Here is an 18,065-nt window from a genome sequence, read left to right on the forward strand (position 1 = left end):
CGGCATCGGCGCCGCCCCCACAAGGCGGCGCCCGAGGCACACCATCGCAACAGGCGCACGCCAAGCGCTGCGCGCCGCCACCGCACCACGCACCACGCGACGGACAATCAACACACAGTCACCAAGCCGTAACCATCGGCAACGAGAACCTGTTGGGGGAGGCATGGACAACCTGTTCGGCGAACTTCGACTGGGGCACCTGCGGCTGGCACCGCTGGGCGCGCGCCGCCGCACCAAGGTCACCGCGTCCCAGGCCGCCGCGGAGTACACCGGCCGCTGGGGCTGGACGGTCGCCACCGGCGCCCCGGCCACCGGCACCCCGGGCACCGGCGCCACCGCCCCGACCCGCTGTCCCTGCGGCTCCCGCCGCTGCGCCGCACCCGGCCTGCACCCCGTACCGGGCACGGCGGGCCGGACCGCCGCCGGCGCCGAGGGCTCGGTGCTGTTCCCCACCGGCCGCGCCTTCGACGTGCTGGACGTCCCCGAGCAGGCCGGCCTCCAGGCGCTGGTCCGGCTGGAGCGGATGGGCACCCAGGTCGGCCCGGTGCTCGCCCCGCCCACCGGCCGGATGCAGTTCCTGGTCGCCGCCGGCACCGCCCGCCGACTGCCCGACCTGCTGTACCGGATGGGCTGGGACGACGCCGCGCTCGACCTCACCTGCCACGGCGAGGGCAGCTACGTCGCCGCCCCGCCCACCGTCCTCGGCGAGCTCGGCCCGGTCCGCTGGCTGCGCCGCCCCACCCGCGACAACGCCGGCTGCCCGCCCGAGGCCCGGCTGCTGCTCGGCACCCTCGCCTACGCCTGCCACCGCAGCCGCGAGCGCACCGCCGAGCCCGCGTGGATGGCCTCGTGACTCGCCCGCTCGCCTCCGGGGCGCTCTGACCGGGAGCCGGCCGCTCGCCCCTCCGGCCGCTCGTCCCTCGCTCGTCGCTCCTCCCCCTCGGCACCGGCGCGCCCCTTCCACTCGGGGCGGGAGCCCGGGCACGCGAAAGGGCCCGCCCCCGAAGGAGCGGACCCTCACCGGCGGGGAGACCCCGGTCAGTCCCCGATCAGCGCGTCCACGAACGCACCCGGCTCGAACGGCGCCAGGTCGTCCGCGCCCTCGCCCAGACCGATCAGCTTGACCGGCACGCCCAGCTCGCGCTGCACCGCGACCACGATGCCGCCCTTGGCGGTGCCGTCCAGCTTGGTCAGCACGATGCCGCTGATGTCCACCACCTCGGCGAACACCCGGGCCTGGATCAGACCGTTCTGGCCGGTGGTGGCGTCCAGCACCAGCAGCACCTCGTCCACCGGGCCGTGCTTCTCGACGACCCGCTTGACCTTGCCCAGCTCGTCCATCAGGCCGGTCTTGGTGTGCAGTCGGCCGGCGGTGTCGATCAGCACGGTGTCCGCGCCCTCGGCGATGCCCTCCTTGACCGCGTCGAAGGCGATCGAGGCCGGGTCACCGCCCTCCGGGCCGCGCACGGTGCGCGCACCGACCCGCTCGCCCCAGGTCTGCAGCTGGTCCGCGGCGGCGGCCCGGAAGGTGTCGGCCGCGCCGAGCACCACCTTGCGGCCGTCGGCGACCAGCACCCGGGCCAGCTTGCCGGTGGTGGTGGTCTTGCCGACGCCGTTGACGCCGACGACCAGGACCACGGCCGGGCCCTCCTCGTGCTTGGTCGAGCGGACGGTGCGGTCGGCGTCCTTGCCGACCAGCTCGACCAGCTCCTCGCGCAGCAGGCCGCGCAGCTCGTCCGGCGTACGGGTGCCGAGCACCTTCACCCGGGTGCGCAGCCGCTCGACCAGCTCCTGGGTCGGGGCGACGCCGACGTCCGCGGTGAGCAGGGTCTCCTCGATCTCCTCCCAGGTGTCCTCGTCCAGGTGCTCGCGGGAGAGCAGCGAGAGCAGGCCCTTGCCGAGCGAGTTCTGCGAGCGGGAGAGCCGGGAGCGCAGCCGGACCAGCCGGCCGGCGGTGGGCTCGGGGACCTCGATGGCGGGCGCCACCTCGGCCTCGGCCGGGGCCTCGACCTCGACGGCCTCCGGGGCCTCGACCTCGACGGCCTCCGGGGCCTCGGGAAGCGGCACCTCCTCGACGGTGCGGCGCGGCTCCTCGGTCGGCGGCGCGGCCTCCTCGCCGACCTGGGGCTCCTGCGGGGTCTTCGGCGCCGTGATGACCGGCGCCTGCGACTTCGGGGGCAGCTGCTGGCGTCGTCTGCCGGAAACGACGAGGCCTGCGATCGCGCCGATGGCGACCACGGCGATGACTACGGCAAGGATCACGTATTCCATAACGTGCCCAGTATCCGCGACCGGAGCCGTTCTGGACCGCAGCCGGACCTAGACCGTCACCGGACGGACGCCCGAGCGCCGCCGTTCGCGGTGCTCGTCCCGCAGTCGCTGGCTGATCACCTGGGAGATCCCGTCCCCCTTCATGGTCACGCCGTACAGCGCGTCGGCGGACTCCATGGTCAGCTTCTGGTGGGTGATCACGACCAGCTGGGAGCTCTCCCGCAGCTCCTCCATGATCCCGATCAGGCGGCGCAGGTTGGTCTCGTCCAGGGCCGCCTCCACCTCGTCCATCACGTAGAACGGGCTGGGCCGGGCCTTGAAGATCGCCACCAGCAGGGCCACCGCGGTGAGCGAGCGCTCGCCGCCGGACAGCAGCGACAGCCGCTTGACCTTCTTGCCCGGCGGCCGGGCCTCCACCTCGATGCCGGTGGTGAGCATGTTGTCCGGGTCGGTCAGCACCAGCCGCCCCTCGCCGCCCGGGAAGAGCCGGGCGAAGACGCCCTCGAACTGGGCGGCGGTGTCGTGGTACGCCGAGGTGAACAGCTGCTCGACCCGCTGGTCGACGTCCCGGACGATGTCCAGCAGGTCGCGCCGGCTGCGCTTGAGGTCGTCCAGCTGCTCACCGAGGAACTGGTGGCGCTCCTCCAGTGCGGCGAACTCCTCCAGCGCCAGCGGGTTGACCTTGCCCAGCTGCTGGTACGCCTTCTCGGCGGCCTTCAGCCGCTTCTCCTGCTCGGCCCGGACGTACGGGTACGGCTCCCCCGGCTCCTGCCCCTCCTCGGGGGTGGACGGCGGGACGGGCCGGTCCGGCCCGTACGAGGCCAGCAGCTCGCCCCCGTCGATGCCGAACTCCTCCAGCGCGCGGGCCTCCAGCTGTTCGATCCGCAGCCGCTTCTCCGCCCGCAGCACCTCGTCCCGGTGCCCGGCGTCGACCAGCTTGTCCAGCTCCTCCTTGAGACCGCGACCGTGCTCGCGGTGCTCCCGGAGCTCGGTCTCCCGCTCGGCGAGGGCCTGCTCGACGGCCGCGCGCCCGGCGTCGGCGCGGGCCAGCGAGACCTCCAGGCAGGCCAGCAGCTGCCGGGCGCCCGCCGCGACGGCGTTCGCCACCCGGGCGTCGTGCTCGGCGCGACGGCGGCGCTCGGCGGCCCGGGCGCGCGCCTCGCGTTCGGCGCGGGCGGCCCGGTCCAGCTGGTCGGCCCGGCCGGCCAGGGCACGGACCCGCTCCTCGTGGGTGCGCACCGCGAGCCGGGCCTCCAGTTCGGCCTGCCGGGCGGCGGAGGCCGCCTCGGCGAGGCGCTGCCGCTCGGCCTGGTCCGGCTCGTCCTCCCCCGCGTCCGCCGACTCCTCGGCCGCGGCCAGCCGTTCGGCCAGTTCCTCGGCAGCGGCGAGCAGTTCGGCCAGACCCTGCTCGGCCCGGGCGGCGGCGGCCGACAGCCGCTCGGCCTCCCCTGCGGCGGCGCGGGCCTGCCCGCCGAGCCGGCCGAGGGCACCGGCGACCTGGGCCCGGTCCTTCTCCGCCTGCCGCCGCAGCTCGCCGAGCCGTTCGACCTCGGCCGCCGACTCCCGCCGCAGTTCGGTGAGTTCGGCCACCCGCTGGGCCGACTCGGCGCAGCGTACGGCGAGTTCGTCGATCTCCCGGGCCGTCCGGTCCACCGCCGCCCGGGTCTCCAGCAGGCTGGGGGCTCCGCCGGAGCCGCCCTGGGCGAAGCCGGTGCCGAGCCGGTCGCCCTCGATGGTGACGGCGGACAACTCGGGGCGTTCGGCGACCAGTCGCAGCGCGTGGTCCAGGTCGGCGACCACCGCCACCCCGGCCAGCAGTCCTCGCACGGCGGTGAGCAACTCGGGCGGGCCGTCCAGCAGTTCGGCGGCCCAGCGGGCTCCGTCGGGCAACTGGCCGTGGCCGTACGGAACTTCCGCGGCACCCGCGACCAACAGCGCGGCCCGCCCGGCGTCCTGGGCCCGCAGCAGCCGCAGCGCCGCGGCGGCGGTGGCCGGTGAGTCGACGGCCACCGCGTCGGCGGCCGCCCCGAGCGCGGCGGCGAGCGGCACCTCGTAGCCGGTCTCGATCCGCAGCAGCGCGGCGGCCGGACCGAGCAGTCCGGTCAGCCGCCCGCCCGCGTCCAGCAGCGCACCGGTGCCGTCCTTGCGGCGCAGCCCGAGCGAGAGCGCCTCGTGCCGCGCGGTGAGCCCGGCCCGCTCGCGCTCGGCCGCCCCGGCCTCGTCCCGGGCGGCGGACAGCTCCCGTTCGACCTCGGCCAGCCGGGCCCGGGCCCGCCGGTGCCCGTCCTCGGCCTGCTCGTCGTCCCCGGCCAGGCCGTCCACCTGTTGCTGGAGTTCGTCCAGTTCGCCCTGCGCGGCCTCGGCGCGCAGCAGTGCCTCGTCCCTGGCCTCGATGAGCCGGCCGATCTCGGCCTCGGCCGAGCCGGCCCGGGACCGGGCGGCGGCGGCCTGCCCCTGCAGCCGGGCCAGTCCCTCGCGGCGGTCCGCGATGGCGCGGGCGGCGTCCCGCAGCCGGTGTTCCTCGGCGGCCAGTCCGCGCTCCAGCTCGCCCTTGCGTTCGACGGCCTCGGCCAGCGCGTACTGGGCCTCCTCCAGCGCCTCGGCGAGGGCGGCTTCCTCCTCCCGGACCCGCTCGGCCTCGCGCTCCAGCTCATCCGGGTCCCGGCCGCGCCGCTCCTCGGCCGTGCCGCCGGCGACGGCGTGCCGGGCCCGGGCCTCGGCCAGCCCGATCGTGCCGCGGGTGCGTTCGGCGAGCGCGGAGAGCCGGTACCAGGTCTGCCGGGCGGTCTCCAGGCTCGGGCCGAGCTGCTGGACCTGCGCCTCCAGGACCCGTTCGCGCTGCACCGCACGGGCCAGTTCCTGTTCGACGGTGGTGCGGCGCAGCCGCAGCGCGAGCTCGTCGGCGACCTCGGCCTCGACGGCCCGGCGGAGGGTGAGCAGGTCGTCGGCGAGCAGCCGCAGCCGGGCGTCGCGCAGGTCGGCCTGGATGCCGGCGGCGCGGCGGGCGATCCGGGCCTGCCGGCCGAGCGGCCCGAGCTGGCGGCGCAGTTCGCCGACCAGGTCCTGGACGCGGTTGAGGTTGGCCTGCATGGCGTCCAGCTTCCGCAGCGCCTTCTCCTTGCGCTTGCGGTGCTTGAGGACGCCGGCCGCCTCCTCGATGAGGGCGCGCCGGCCCGTCGGGTCGGCGTGCAGGACGGAGTCGAGCTGGCCCTGTCCGACGATGACGTGCATCTCGCGGCCGATGCCGGAGTCGGAGAGCAGTTCCTGGATGTCCAGCAGGCGGCAGGTCTCGCCGTTGAGCGCGTACTCGCTGCCGCCGTTGCGGAACATGGTCCGGGTGATCGTCACCTCGGAGTAGTCGATCGGCAGGGCGCCGTCGCCGTTGTCGATGGTCAGGCTGACCTCGGCCCGGCCGAGCGGGGCGCGCCCGCTGGTCCCGGCGAAGATGACGTCCTCCATCTTGCCGCCGCGCAGCGACTTGGCCCCCTGCTCGCCCATCACCCAGGACAGCGCGTCCACCACGTTGGACTTGCCGGAGCCGTTCGGTCCGACCACGCAGGTGATGCCCGGCTCGAAGCGCAGGGTGGTGCTGGAGGCGAAGGACTTGAATCCGCGCAGCGTCAGGCTCTTCAGGTGCACGCGGCCGGTCTCCTCAATCGCTCACGACGGGAACCGACTGTATCCGGAGTCCGACACGACGAAGGGACGCCACATCAGGGCGTCCCTTGCAAAGCTGCGTCCCTTTCGGGGCGGCTCAGTGCACAGCGGCGTCGATCTGTGAGGATCGGGGCGGGGCTCAGGTGAGTGCCGGCTCCCGCTGATCCAGATCGATGCTGTTGAGCAGCGAGTGCTCGCCAGCGACAGCGGTCAGAGCGTCGTTCTCAGCCTGCATCCGAAGAAGCTCGGCTTCAAGGTCCTGGACGCGCTGCTGAAGCCGCCGCATCTCGGAGAGCATTCGCGGGTCGGGGCCGCCGACGTACCCGAGAAGCGCCTTTGCCATGATGAATGGTCCTCCACGCTGAGTGACCGAACCGGAACGGTACAGGTCTAGGGGGAAGGGGGACGCACGCGCGGCGCGCACCCGGAAGTGCTGGCTGGGCACTACGGCACAGCCACCGTGAGCTGGGCTCACGAGGGCATGCGCCTACCGGATAACGCGATCGTGTGCGCGGGCTTCAAGCGTCTCACCAAAGACGGTACGGGTCAACACGATCACCGCACGCTACCGCGCCCCTGTCACCTGCCCGGCGGTGTCGTCACGCCTGGGGGTCTCGGGCCCGGGTCCACCACGTGCTCGTGGATCATCGTTCGATGCGGAGTCAACCACGAGTCTGCCCGAATGGCAACCGTATGACACCGACGGTTGCCGATCATTTCCGCGGAGGTACGGCGCGGGGCCGGAAACCCGGGTCTCAGCGGATCTCGAAGCCCTCGTAACCTGCGCCGACGGCCGTCCAGATCTCGGTCACACCGCTCACCGCACCGGGCGTGTCGGGGCCGCGCAACAGGGCCAGCAGCAGCTCGCAGTCGGCGGCCGGCCCCTCGGCCACCACCTGCACCCGGCCGTCGCCGAGGTTGCCGGCGTAGCCGGTCAGGCCGATCTCCAGCGCCCTCGCCCTGGTCCACCAGCGGAAGCCGACCTCCTGGACCTTGCCCCGGACCCAGGCGGTCACCCGGACCGGTTCATCACTGTGGGCATCGCGACCGTGCATGACCCGACCCTAACGGGCCGCGGTGCCGGTCACAGCTCTGCGGGGCCCCCGACCGGGCGTACGAACGGCCCCGCCGGAAGAACCGGCGGGGCCGTGGGATCGGGCTCGGATCAGCGGATCACCAGTCGCCGCCACCGCCGCCGAAGTCGCCGCCGCCGCTCCAGTCGCTGCCGCCGAAGTCGGCGGCGTTGAAGTCGGCGCCGGTGTAGTCGCCGCCCTCGTACTGGTCCTGGTAGCCGCCGTGGCCGCCGTGGCCGCCCTCCATGATCGGCGCCGCGGCATAGGCCGGGCTGCTCATCATCGAGCCGAGCACGGTGCCGACGAGCAGGCCCGGCAGCAGACCGCCGCCGTCGAAGCCGCTGTAGTAACCGCCCGCGTACGGCGCGTAGGCCGGGCCGGCGTTCCAGTACGGCTGCGGGCCGTGTTGGGTGTCGACGGTGCGCACCGCCGGGTCGAGGCCGGCCGCCACCCGGTCCGCGTCGGCCTGGCAGACCGGGACGGGACGGGCGGAGCCGCCGGCCGGGGCCCAGTCGACGTCCTTGACGGACGGACCGTGCCGCGGGTCCATGAAGCACGGGGGACGACGCTCGGGCAGCGGGCGCTTCTCACGCCGGGCGGCCAGGGTGGCCAGCTGGAACCGGCCGTCCTCGATCGCCTCGGTGACCTGCTTGACGTCCTCGGGCTTCTTGGCCTCGTCCATCAGCCGCTTGGACTTCTCGTACGAGTCCAGCGCGCGGCTGTAGTCGGCGCGCTGGGCGTCGTCCGCGTCGGGCGCGGCCGGGTTGAAGTCGAGCCGCTCCAGCTCCACGCCGAAGGCGGTGATGTCCTCGTCCACCACGCGGCGCAGCTGCTCCAGCTCGGCGCGGGCCTGCTCCTCCTTGCGCTTCTTGGCACGGCGGAAGAGGAAGAAGACACCCGCACCGGCCAGGGCCACCAGCACGACCGGGATGATCACCCAGGCGATCGAGGTGCTGTGGTTGACCCCGGTGCCCTTGGTCTGCGGGGCGGCCTGGTCGACGAAGTCGTTCAGGGTGGCGTTGATGTCGCCCTTGTCGGCACGGCCGACGGCGCCCCCGATCCGGTCCGCGACGCCGGGGCCCATCGCGCCACGGTCGGAACGGGCCATGAAGCCGCTGGTGCCCCGCCAGACGCCGTAGACGCCGTCGATGCCCACCAGGGTGCGCAGGTCCGTGAGGACGGTGTCCTTGTTGGCGGCGTCGGGGACGACAGCGATGAAGATCGGCTTGTCGGCCTTCTCGATCTTCTTGGTCAGTGCGTCCGCCTGGGCCTGACTGAAGCGGTCCTGCATCGTCGGGGCGACGTAGACCTGGCCCTTCTTCAGGGCGGCCGCGGCGTCGCTCAGCCCACCGGCGGCGGAGGCCGCCGGGGCGAACAGCATCAGCAGCCCGAGCAGCGCCGCCACCAGGGCAAGTGGCCCGGCGCCCCGGGAACGTCGTGCAAGGGTTCTCATGTCCCCGACGCTACCGCGACCGGCGTCAGAGCACGGCATACCCTTCGCATACTGGTTATGACAAGGTTCCCCGCCGTCCGCCGGGTCGGCTCCCCTTCTCGCGGATGAGATTTCCCCGAGTGAACCCTGAGACGGGTGGGAGGGGGGAACCGCGGGTAGCGGCCGGACGTACGTCCCGGCGGGCCCGGGGCGGTCCGGGGGCGCGGCCGGGGGGCGTCCCGACGCTACCGCGCGACCGGGCACACTGGTCCCGGACCGCAGGTCCCATTACCTTTTCTTGACCCAACACCCGATCGGAGCGCTCGGTGATCATCGGCCTCGTCACGGCCGTGGCGGCATCCGCCTGCTACGGCACCGGCTCGGTCCTGCAGGCCGTCGGATCCCGCCGCTCCGCCCGGGAGGAGGCGGCCAAGGGCGCCACCACCTCGACCACCGAGCACGGCGGGCCGAGCCTGTCCTCCACCGCCAAGGCCGCCGTCACCTGGGAGTTCATCCTCGGCTCGGTGCTCGACCTGATCGGCTTCGGGCTCGGCGCGCTGGCCGCGCGCCTGCTGCCGCTGTTCCTCTCCCAGACCATCATCAGCGCCAACCTGGTGATCACCGCGGTGCTGAGCATCAAGCTGCTGGGCATCCGGCTCAAGCAGCTGGAGTGGGTGTCGATCGGCGTGCTCTGCTCGGCCCTGGTGCTGCTGGCCGTCTCGGCCGGCCCCGAGGGCGGTCACCACGCCTCGGCGGCCTTCCACTGGGGCCTGCTGATCATCACCACCGTGCTGCTGGCCGGCGGCAGCCTGCTGGTGCGCCGGATGGGCTCCAAGGGCGCGATCGTCGCCGGTCTGCTCTCCGGACTCGGCTTCGGCGGCCTGGGCGTCGGCGTGCGGATCCTGAACGGCCTCGACCCCTTCCAGCTCGGCACGCTGCTCTCCGACCCGGCCCTGTACGCGGTGCTGGTCGGCGGCCTCGGCGGCATGTACGTGCACACCGTGGCGCTGCAGATCGGCTCGGTCAACGGCGCCACCGCCGCGCTGGTGGTCGGCGAGACGGTGCTGCCCGGCGTGGTCGGCGTGCTCTGGCTCGGCGACTCCTCCAAGGCGGGCCTGGGCTGGCTCGGCGTGGTCGGCTTCCTGCTCGCCGTGGTCTCGGCGGTCGGCGTCGCCTACTTCGGCCAGGGCGACCACGGCGCCCTGAGCGAGGCGTCCGCCGAACACCCGGAGCTCGCCCACAAGTAGCGGCGCGGCCCTCAGCCCCCGCTGCGCAGCCGCGGCACGCGCTGGCAGCGGGGGCAGAAGTAGCTGGAGCGGTTCATCCAGGCGGCCCGCCGGATCGCGGTGCCGCACCGGCGGCAGGGCTCGTGCTCCCGGCCGTAGGCGTCGAGGTCCCGGGAGAAGTAGCCGCTCTCACCGTTCACGTTGACGTACAGGCTGTCGAAGCTGGTGCCGCCCACGGCCAGCGCCGCCGTCATCACGTCCCGGGCGTTGGCCAGCAGCAGCGCGGCCTGCGGGCGGGTGACGGTCGCGGTCGGCCGGTCGTAGTGCAGCCCGGAGCGCCACAGCGCCTCGTCGGCGTAGATGTTGCCCACTCCGCTGATCAGGGTCTGGTCGAGCAGCGCGCGCTTGACGGTGGTGCGCCTGGCGCGCAGCGCGGCCACGAAGGCGGCGTCGTCGAAGCGCGGGTCGAGCGGGTCGCGGGCGATGTGCGCGATGGAGACGGGCGTGCCCTCCGGGTCGCCCTCCTCGGCCTCCTCGACGGCCAGGCCGCCGAAGGTCCGCTGGTCGACGAAGCGCAGCTCGCGCCCGCCGTCCGTGAAGCGCAGCCGGACCCGCAGGTGGGTCTCGTCCGGCACCGACGGGTCCTGGACGAGGAGCTGGCCGCTCATCCCGAGGTGGCCGATCAGCGAGAACCCCGTGCCGCTGCCGCCGAGCGGCACCCAGAGGTACTTGCCGCGGCGACGGGCGGCGCCGAGGGTGGTGCCGGTCAGCCGGGCCGCGAAGTCCGCCGCCCCGGCCGGCTGGCGGCGCACCGCGCGCGGGTGCAGCACCTGGACCTCGCCGACGGTCCGCCCGGCGACCCAGTTCGCCAGACCGCGACGGACGACCTCGACCTCGGGGAGTTCGGGCACGGGAAAGGGCCTCCTGCTTCGAAGGGATCGGCAGGAGTGAAGGCTACTTCTTCGTCAGGCGCCCGCGGGCAGCCGGTCGGCGTACTTCTCCTTGATCGCACGCCAGGCGCTCTCGGCGGCCTTCTGCTCGGCTTCCTTCTTCGAGCGGCCGACGCCGCTGCCGAAGTCCTCGCCGGCCACCCGGGCCGCCGCGGTGAAGGTCTTCTCGTGGTCCGGGCCGGACTCCATGACCACGTACTCGGGCACCCCGATGCCCACCGAGGCGGTGAGCTCCTGGAGGCTGGTCTTCCAGTCCAGGCCGGCGCCCAGCTGAGAGGACTCCTCGATCAGCGGGTCGAACAGCCGGTGGACGAACTCGGTCGCCGCCTCCAGACCGCGGTCCAGGTAGATGGCACCGATCACGGCCTCGACGGTGTCGGCGAGGATCGACGACTTGTCGCGGCCGCCGGTGCCCTCCTCGCCCTTGCCGAGCCGGATGAACGCGCCGAGGTCCAGGCCCCGGCCGACGTCCGCGAGCGCGCGGGAGTTGACCACCGCGGCGCGCAGCTTGGCGAGCGTGCCCTCCGGGACGTCCGGGTGGACGCGGTAGAGGGTGTCGGTCACCACCAGGCCCAGCACCGAGTCGCCGAGGAACTCCAGGCGCTCGTTGGTGGGCAGACCCCCGTTCTCGTACGCGTACGAGCGGTGGGTCAGGGCACGTACCAGAAGGGCGCGCTCAAGTGTGTACCCGAGGCGCCCTTCCAGGACGTCGTATTCGGTCGAAGCCGGCCCACCGGCCTTGCCGCTGCCCGAAGAACCCTTCGAGGCAGAGGACGCCTTGCGGGTGGAGTTACCGTCCGACATCGATCCGTGCACCCCGCCGATCAGACCGAGAGGACCTGGCGACGGTTGTACGTGCCGCAGCTCGGGCACGCGATGTGGCCCAGCTTCGGCTCGTGGCAGCGGTCGCACGCCACGAGGGCCGGAACGACGGCCTTCCAGTTGGACCGGCGGTGGCGCGTGTTGCTGCGCGACATCTTCCGCTTCGGAACAGCCACGGCTACTTCTCCTGGTTCTCGGCGAGACCCTCACGGGTGTCGCTGTTCTTGATTCCCCGCCGCAGATCAGCGGCTTCGCCACGGGACTCTTCGCCGGAGTCGGCGGAGAGTCCCTGCAGAGCCGCCCACCGGGGGTCGACGGCGTCGTGGTGGTGCGCCGGGTCGTCGCTCAGGCGCGCTCCGCACTCGGAGCACAGGCCCAGGCAGTCTTCCTGGCACACCGGCTGCAGCGGCAGTGCGAGCACCACCGCGTCACGCAGCACCGGCTGGAGGTCGAAGAAGTCGCCCTCCAGGCGGTAAGTCTCTTCTTCCGAGTCCTCGTCGAGGTCCTCGGTCCCGGTGGTCCGGGCGCGGTGACGCTCGTCGGACTCCGGGTAGTAGTACAGCTCCTGGAAGTCCACGTCGATGTCGAACTCGACGGGCTCCAGGCACCGGACGCACTCGCCCTCGACGTGGGTCTCGGCGGTGCCGGTGACCAGCACGCCCTCGACCACGGACTCCAGGCGGAGCTCCAGATCGATCGGGCTCTTCTCCGGGACGCCGATCACGTCGATGATCCCGAAGCCCTCGGGGGCCTCCAGGGTCCGGCTCACCTTGCGCATCGCGCCCGGACGACGGCCCAGCTCGTGCGTGTCGAACACGAGGGGGTCGCGGTGGTCGAGGCGGTTCAAGGTGTCCTGACTTCCATAGGAATCAACGCTGTGGCCCCCATCACCAGTCGGCCTTGCGCGGGCAAGCCGACAGCCGGACATGGGGATGCCGGAGTGGTCAGACTACCGGAGTCTCCCGCCAGGCCCAACTTCGGTCCCGTCAGGAGACTCCCGCGCAGTCCTGCCGACGCCGCTCAGCGGCCGCCGAGCTCCCGCAGCCGGGTCATGTCGATCATGCTGGTGTCGAAGAAGCTGGTCTCGTCCAGGCCCTGCTGCTGGTGCGGCACGGCCGGGGGCAGGGCGGGCTGCTGCGGGTAGTTGTAGCCGTCGTACGACTGGGCCGCGTAGCCGTCCTGCTGCTGCTGATAGCCGTAGGCGCCCTGCTGCTGGCCCTGGTGCTGCTGGTCCTCGTAGGGGGACTGCTGCGGGTAGCCGCCCTGCTGGTGGCCCCACTGGGTGTTGTAGGGGTCGCCCTGGACGGCCGGGTCGAAGCCGCCGCCGTACACCTCGGCGTACTGCCCGACCTGGTGCTGCCCGGTCTGGTGACCGCCGTCGTGGGGCTGCCCGCCCTGGTGCTGGGCGGCGGCCGCGTACTGGTCGGTGCCGGGGGCCTGCCAGCCGGCCGCGGCCGGGGTCTGCTCGGGCCAGGTCTGCTGCTGCGGGACGTCCTCGCGGTACCAGGCGATGTCGGAGCCGTCGGCCTCGGCTTCCGCGGCGAAGCCGGCGGCCACCGCCTCGGCGCGCTCCTTGGCCTGCTGGGCCTCGTCGGCGGCGGCCAGGTAGGCGCCCAGGTCGTCGATCGGCTTCTTGCCGAGCAGCTTGTCGCGGCCCTTGCCGACCGCCTCCAGGGTGGCGCTGAGCACGTTCTCCAGGGTGGCCAGCTTCACGTCGACGTACTCGTCGACCTCGGGGCTCGGGGTGGTCCGCTGCGGCCGGAACTCCTCGCCGTCGCCCTCGCCCTCGGCCTCGAAGGCGCCGGCGTCGCCGCGCAGCTTGGTCCGGCCGCGGCCGACCGCGCCGAGCGTCTTGGTCAGCACGACCTCGAAGTTGGCGAGCTTGCTGTCCACGTAGTCGTCGGCCTCGGCGCGCTGGGCTTCCACCTCGGCGCGGGCCTCGGCCAGGATCCGGTCGGCCTCGGCCTGGGCCCGGCGGACCACCTCGGTGTCGGAGATCAGCGAACCGCGCTCGGCGTGCGCGCCCTGGATGATCCGGTCCGCCTCGGCCTGGGCGCCGGCCACCACCTGCTCGTGGTCGGCCATCACCGACTGGGCCTGGGCGAGTTCGGCGGGCAGGGCCGCCTTGAGGTCGTTGAGCAGGCCGATCAGTTCGGCCCTGTTCACCACGCAGGAGGCCGACATCGGCATCGAGCGGGCGTTCTCGACCGCCGCCACGATCTCGTCGACCTTGTTCTGCACGTCCACGGGGCTTCGTCTTTCCGTGTGCCGCCGACGGTCCGGCGGAGGCAGGCCCGGCGCGGTGGACCTCACCGCAGGGCAGGGATACAGACTTTACGGCCCCCGTGCGGCGACCTCACAACGCCTGAGCCGATCCTGCCTCCACGACTACGGACAATCCGTGACGAACCGGCAGAAAAGGACGAACCCCGCGCCGGGCCCCACGGCTGCGCCCTACTGCTCGGCCTTGCGCTCCGCGATCCGCTCGACCAGCCGGCGGTGCACCGTCTCGGGCAGCAGGTGCGAGACGTCGCCGCCGTACGAGGCGACCTCCTTGGCCAGCGTCGAGGAGAGGAAGCTGTACGTCGGCGAGGTCGGCAGGAACAGCGTCTCCACGCCGGTCAGACCGTTGTTCATCTGGGCCATCTGCAGCTCGTAGTCGAAGTCGCTGACCGCGCGCAGCCCCTTGATGATCGCGGGGATGCCGCGCTCCCGGCAGAAGTCCACCAGCAGGCCGTGGTGCGACTCGACCACCACGTTGCCGAACTGGGCGGTGACCTCCTCGATCAGGGCGATCCGCTCCTCGATGGTGAACATGCCCTGCTTGTTCCGGTTGATCAGGACCGCGACATGCACCACGTCGTACAGCTTCGAGGCCCGCTCGATGATTTCGAGGTGGCCCTTGTGGATCGGGTCGAACGAACCGGGGCAGACGGCTCGGCGCATGACGTGTGTGCTCCCTCGTGGGGTGACGGCTGCTGCGGGCCGCGGCCCGCTACTCGTGATCGCTGGCCTCGGCGGCGGCGCGACCGTACCAGAGCGTGCCCTCGCCGTAGCGGCGGGAGCGCAGCACCTCGAAGCCCTCGGGCCAGCCGAACTCGCCGCCACGGGTGCTGCGCTCCACGGTGACGAGTGCGTCCTCCGCGAGCCAGCCCCCAGCCGACAGTGTGATCAGCATCTCGCGCAGTTCCTCGTCCGTCACGGCGTACGGCGGGTCGAGGAAGACCAGGTCGTAGGGGGTCTGCGGGGGCGGCCCGGCGATCACCTTCTCCGCCTTGGCGGCCCGCACCTCGGCGCCCGGCAGACCGATCGTCCGGACGTTCTCCCGGATCACCCGGACCGCCTGGCCGTCCGCCTCGACCAGCAGGACGTGCTCGGCGCCGCGCGACAGCGCCTCCAGGCCGACCGCGCCCGAGCCGCCGAACAGGTCCAGCATCCGGGCCCCGTGCAGGGTGCCGCGGAACGCCTCCAGCGTGGAGAACATCGCCTCCCGGGCCTTGTCGGAGGTCGGACGGGTGCCCCGGCCGGGCGGTACGGCCAGCCGGCGGCCGCCGGCCGACCCGGCGATCACGCGGGTCATGGTGGTGGAAGGTCCTTTCGTCGCTGCCCGACCACGCTATCCCGCTCACCGCATCGCGCTCACGCCGAACCCCCGCGGCCGGCGGGGACGCCCCCGCCGGCCGCGGTCACGCGCTCGGGCGGTCAGCTCGCCTCGGAGCCCGCCGGCTGGGCCGGGACCGCCGCGCCCAGCAGGGCCGGCGAGGCGTAGCGGGACCAGGACAGGCAGCCGTCGGGCGGGCAGAACTCGGGGCGGCGCGGGTCGTGCCCGAGCTCGCGCAGCTTGGTCCGGACGGAGTCGGGGGTGCGGCCGAAGCGGGCGGCGATCCGGGCGACGGTCTCGCCGTCGTGGAAGCGCCGGACCAGCTCCTCCTCGTGCTGCGGCACCCAGGGGGCACCGTGGCCGGGGTACAGCTCGCGCAGCACGTCGCGGTCGGGGATGGGCTCGGAGACGTCGGCGACGATCGCCAGCGCCCGCAGCGCGCGGTTGAGCGCGATCCGCAGCGAGGCGACGTCCTCGACCGGCAGGCGGAGCTTGCCCGAGGCGAGCGGCGCGGCGGCCGACCCCTCGCGCCAGCCGGTCAGGGTGAGGGTGACCTCGCGGTCGTCGTCGCTGGCGAGTTCGATCCGGAAGACCTTGTCGCCCAGCGGGAGCTCGTTGAGATGACGGAATGCCATGGCAGGACCCCCAAGTGTCGCGCCAGGTACGCACCTTGGGGGTGCGCCCTGAACAACTACATTCTCTCGCGGGGGTCTGACAGTCCGGCCTCGCCGAGCCCTGCTCAGCCCTTCTCCATGTAGGCCGCGCGGTCCTCGTCGAGCAGGCTCTCCAGCGCGGTGCGCAGCTCCGGGTGGGCGGCCAGGTCCGGGTCCTCGGCGACCAGCCGGGTGGCCTCGGTCCGGGCGGTGAGGATGACCTCCTCGTCCTCCAGCACCGAGAGCACCTTGAGCGAGGACTTCACCCCGGACTGCGCCTGGCCCAGCACGTCGCCCTCGCGGCGCTGTTCGAGGTCGATCCGGGAGAGCTCGAAGCCGTCCAGGGTGCCGGCCACCGCGTCCAGCCGGCCCCGGGCGGCGCTGCCCCCGGGCATCTCGCTGACCAGCAGGCACAGCCCCGCCGCGCTGCCCCGGCCGACCCGGCCGCGCAGCTGGTGGAGCTGGGAGACGCCGAAGCGGTCGGCGTCCATGATGACCATCACGGTGGAGTTGGGGACGTTCACGCCGACCTCGATGACGGTGGTGGCGACCAGGACGTCCACCTCCCCCGCCGCGAACCGGCGCATCACCTCGTCCTTGGCCTCCGGGGCGAGCCGGCCGTGCAGGATCTCCACCCGCAGGCCGCTCAGCGGACCCCGCACCAGCATCTCGGCGGTCTCCACCACCGAGAGCGGGGGCCGCCGTTCGTCGCTCGCGGCGCCGGCGTCCGCGACCTCCTCGAAGTCCTCCTCGACCGCCTTGCGCCTCTTCTTGGCGCCCTTCGGGTCGGCCGCCGGCTCCTCGTCCCCGATCCGGGGACAGACCACGTACGCCTGGTGGCCCTTGCCGACCTCCTCGCGGACCCGCTCCCAGGCCCGGGTGAGGAAGTTGGGCTTCTCCAGCGCGGGCACGACGTGGGTGGAGATCGGCGAACGGCCGGCCGGGAGCTGGTCCAGGACGGACGTCTCCAGGTCCCCGAAGACGGTCATCGCGACGGTGCGCGGGATCGGGGTGGCGGTCATCACCAGCAGGTGCGGCGGCTGCTCGCCCTTGGCGCGCAGCGCGTCCCGCTGCTCGACGCCGAAGCGGTGCTGCTCGTCCACCACGACCAGGCCGAGGTCCTGGAACTGGACCTTGTCCTCGATCAGCGCATGGGTGCCGATGGCGATCCCGGCGTCCCCGCAGGCCATGTCCAGCAGCGCCTGGCGGCGGGCCGGGACGCCCATCGAGCCGGTCAGCAGCACCACCCGGGTGCCGAGGTCGGAGCCGCCGAGCATGCCGCCCTCGGCGAGGTCGCCCATCATCTCGACGATCGAGCGGTGGTGCTGCTGGGCGAGCACCTCGGTGGGCGCGAGCAGCACGGCCTGGCCGCCGGCGTCCACCACGGCGAGCATGGCGCGCAGCGCGACCAGGGTCTTGCCGGAGCCGACCTCGCCCTGGAGCAGCCGGTGCATCGGGTGCTCGCTCGCCAGGTCGGCGGCGATCTCGGCGGACACCTTCCGCTGGCCCTCGGTGAGGGTGAACGGCAGCCGGGCGTCGAAGGCGTCCAGCAGCCCGCCCTCACGGGCCCTGCGCGGCTTGGCGGGCAGGGCGGAGTCGGCGGCCCGGCGCTGGGCGAGGGCGACCTGCAGGACGAAGGCCTCGTCCCAGCGCAGCCGGCTCTGGGCGCGTTCGCGGTCGGCCTGGCTGCGCGGGCGGTGGATCAGCTCCAGCGCCTCGGGCAGCGGGATCAGGTCGTGCCGCTCCCGCAGTTCGGCGGGCAGCGGCTCGCCGACGTCGCCGAGGTGCTTGGTGAGGGCGGTCTCGATGCAGATCGACAGCTTCCAGCTGGGCATCTGCGCGCTGGCGCCGTACACCGGGATGAGCCGGCCGGCGAACTGCTTCGCCGCGTCCGACCCGGCGTCCTCGTCGAGCAGCTGGTAGTCGGGCGAGACCAGCTGGCGGGTGCGGTTGAAGACGCCGACCTTGCCCGCGAACAGGCCCTGGGCACCGGCCCTGAGCTCCTTCTGCCGCCAGCCCTGGTTGAAGAAGACCAGCGAGAGCCGGCTGCGGCCGTCGGTGACGACGACCTCCAGCCGGTCGCCCTTGCGGCCGCGGAACGGGATCAGGGTGACCTTCTCGATCCGGGCCAGCACGGTGACGTGCTCGTCGATCTCCAGCTCGTCCAGGCTGGTGAGCTGGCCGCGTTCGACGTAGCGGCGCGGGTAGTGGTGCAGCAGGTCCCCGACCGTGCGCAGCTTGAGGCTGTCGGCGAGCACCTTCGCGGTGCGGTCGCCGACGAGCTTGGTCAGTGGTTCATCGAGAGCGCCCATCAGGCCCTTGTTTACACCAAGGCACCGACGGACATTGGCCCGCTCGCCTCCGGGTCGCTCTGGTCCGG

16 protein-coding genes are annotated in these 18,065 nt (G+C 73.2%); 2 read left to right on the forward strand and 14 right to left on the reverse strand.

Annotated elements, in window-relative coordinates; translation table 11 throughout:
• The first annotated feature begins 163 nt into the window (after nt 1-163).
• Nucleotides 164-853, forward strand: coding sequence for a bifunctional DNA primase/polymerase (locus ACZ6Z8_RS33795; RefSeq protein ID WP_465613850.1), 690 nt, complete (start codon nt 164-166; stop codon nt 851-853).
• 185 nt (nt 854-1,038) lie between these two features.
• Here the strand turns inward: ACZ6Z8_RS33795 and ftsY are convergent, their stop codons facing one another.
• The 5 genes from ftsY to ACZ6Z8_RS33820 all read right to left on the reverse strand — a co-directional run bounded on the left by ftsY (nt 1,039) and on the right by ACZ6Z8_RS33820 (nt 8,454).
• A complete protein-coding gene (gene ftsY, locus ACZ6Z8_RS33800; protein WP_465613851.1) occupies nt 1,039-2,271 on the reverse strand; it encodes a signal recognition particle-docking protein FtsY in 1,233 nt (410 codons plus the stop codon).
• A 48-nt stretch (nt 2,272-2,319) separates the two neighbouring features.
• Nucleotides 2,320-5,910 carry a chromosome segregation protein SMC gene (gene smc, locus ACZ6Z8_RS33805; protein WP_465613852.1) on the reverse strand — a complete coding sequence of 1,197 codons (3,591 nt, stop codon included), beginning with the start codon at nt 5,908-5,910 and terminating at the stop codon, nt 2,320-2,322.
• Nucleotides 5,911-6,067: 157 nt separating this feature from the next.
• Nucleotides 6,068-6,271 (reverse strand): hypothetical protein, encoded by a 204-nt coding sequence (locus ACZ6Z8_RS33810; RefSeq protein WP_270143783.1) that lies wholly within the window; start codon nt 6,269-6,271, stop codon nt 6,068-6,070.
• A 412-nt stretch (nt 6,272-6,683) separates the two neighbouring features.
• Complete coding sequence (locus tag ACZ6Z8_RS33815; RefSeq protein WP_465613853.1) at nt 6,684-6,983, reverse strand: acylphosphatase; 300 nt, start codon at nt 6,981-6,983, stop codon at nt 6,684-6,686.
• A gap of 118 nt (nt 6,984-7,101) precedes the next feature.
• A complete protein-coding gene (locus ACZ6Z8_RS33820; protein WP_465613854.1) occupies nt 7,102-8,454 on the reverse strand; it encodes a hypothetical protein in 1,353 nt (450 codons plus the stop codon).
• A gap of 305 nt (nt 8,455-8,759) precedes the next feature.
• Here ACZ6Z8_RS33820 and ACZ6Z8_RS33825 point away from each other — a divergent pair, with 305 nt between their 5' ends.
• Complete coding sequence (locus ACZ6Z8_RS33825; RefSeq protein ID WP_465613855.1) at nt 8,760-9,680, forward strand: DMT family protein; 921 nt, start codon at nt 8,760-8,762, stop codon at nt 9,678-9,680.
• An 11-nt stretch (nt 9,681-9,691) separates the two neighbouring features.
• On the opposite strand, the gene mutM is transcribed toward ACZ6Z8_RS33825, so the two are convergent.
• The 9 genes from mutM to recG all read right to left on the reverse strand — a co-directional run bounded on the left by mutM (nt 9,692) and on the right by recG (nt 17,997).
• Nucleotides 9,692-10,570, reverse strand: a complete 879-nt coding sequence (gene mutM / locus ACZ6Z8_RS33830; RefSeq protein WP_465613856.1) for a bifunctional DNA-formamidopyrimidine glycosylase/DNA-(apurinic or apyrimidinic site) lyase — start codon at nt 10,568-10,570, stop codon at nt 9,692-9,694.
• A 54-nt stretch (nt 10,571-10,624) separates the two neighbouring features.
• The gene (rnc, locus tag ACZ6Z8_RS33835) at nt 10,625-11,413 is read right to left on the reverse strand and encodes a ribonuclease III (RefSeq protein WP_033354224.1); all 789 of its coding nucleotides are present in this window, start codon (nt 11,411-11,413) and stop codon (nt 10,625-10,627) included.
• Between the two features lie 20 nt (nt 11,414-11,433).
• Nucleotides 11,434-11,607, reverse strand: a complete 174-nt coding sequence (gene rpmF / locus ACZ6Z8_RS33840; protein WP_030056747.1) for a 50S ribosomal protein L32 — start codon at nt 11,605-11,607, stop codon at nt 11,434-11,436.
• A 2-nt stretch (nt 11,608-11,609) separates the two neighbouring features.
• Nucleotides 11,610-12,278, reverse strand: a complete 669-nt coding sequence (locus ACZ6Z8_RS33845; protein WP_465613857.1) for a YceD family protein — start codon at nt 12,276-12,278, stop codon at nt 11,610-11,612.
• Between the two features lie 173 nt (nt 12,279-12,451).
• Nucleotides 12,452-13,678, reverse strand: coding sequence for an ATP synthase F0 subunit B (locus ACZ6Z8_RS33850; protein WP_465613858.1), 1,227 nt, complete (start codon nt 13,676-13,678; stop codon nt 12,452-12,454).
• 207 nt (nt 13,679-13,885) lie between these two features.
• Complete coding sequence (gene coaD / locus ACZ6Z8_RS33855) at nt 13,886-14,377, reverse strand: pantetheine-phosphate adenylyltransferase (protein ID WP_402827975.1); 492 nt, start codon at nt 14,375-14,377, stop codon at nt 13,886-13,888.
• 49 nt (nt 14,378-14,426) lie between these two features.
• A complete protein-coding gene (gene rsmD, locus ACZ6Z8_RS33860) occupies nt 14,427-15,011 on the reverse strand; it encodes a 16S rRNA (guanine(966)-N(2))-methyltransferase RsmD (RefSeq protein ID WP_279097146.1) in 585 nt (194 codons plus the stop codon).
• A 122-nt stretch (nt 15,012-15,133) separates the two neighbouring features.
• The gene (locus ACZ6Z8_RS33865; RefSeq protein WP_465613859.1) at nt 15,134-15,667 is read right to left on the reverse strand and encodes a hypothetical protein; all 534 of its coding nucleotides are present in this window, start codon (nt 15,665-15,667) and stop codon (nt 15,134-15,136) included.
• Between the two features lie 104 nt (nt 15,668-15,771).
• Complete coding sequence (gene recG, locus ACZ6Z8_RS33870; protein ID WP_465613860.1) at nt 15,772-17,997, reverse strand: ATP-dependent DNA helicase RecG; 2,226 nt, start codon at nt 17,995-17,997, stop codon at nt 15,772-15,774.
• Nucleotides 17,998-18,065: the final 68 nt, after the last annotated feature.

The organism is Kitasatospora sp. NPDC101108 (assembly GCF_055584725.1).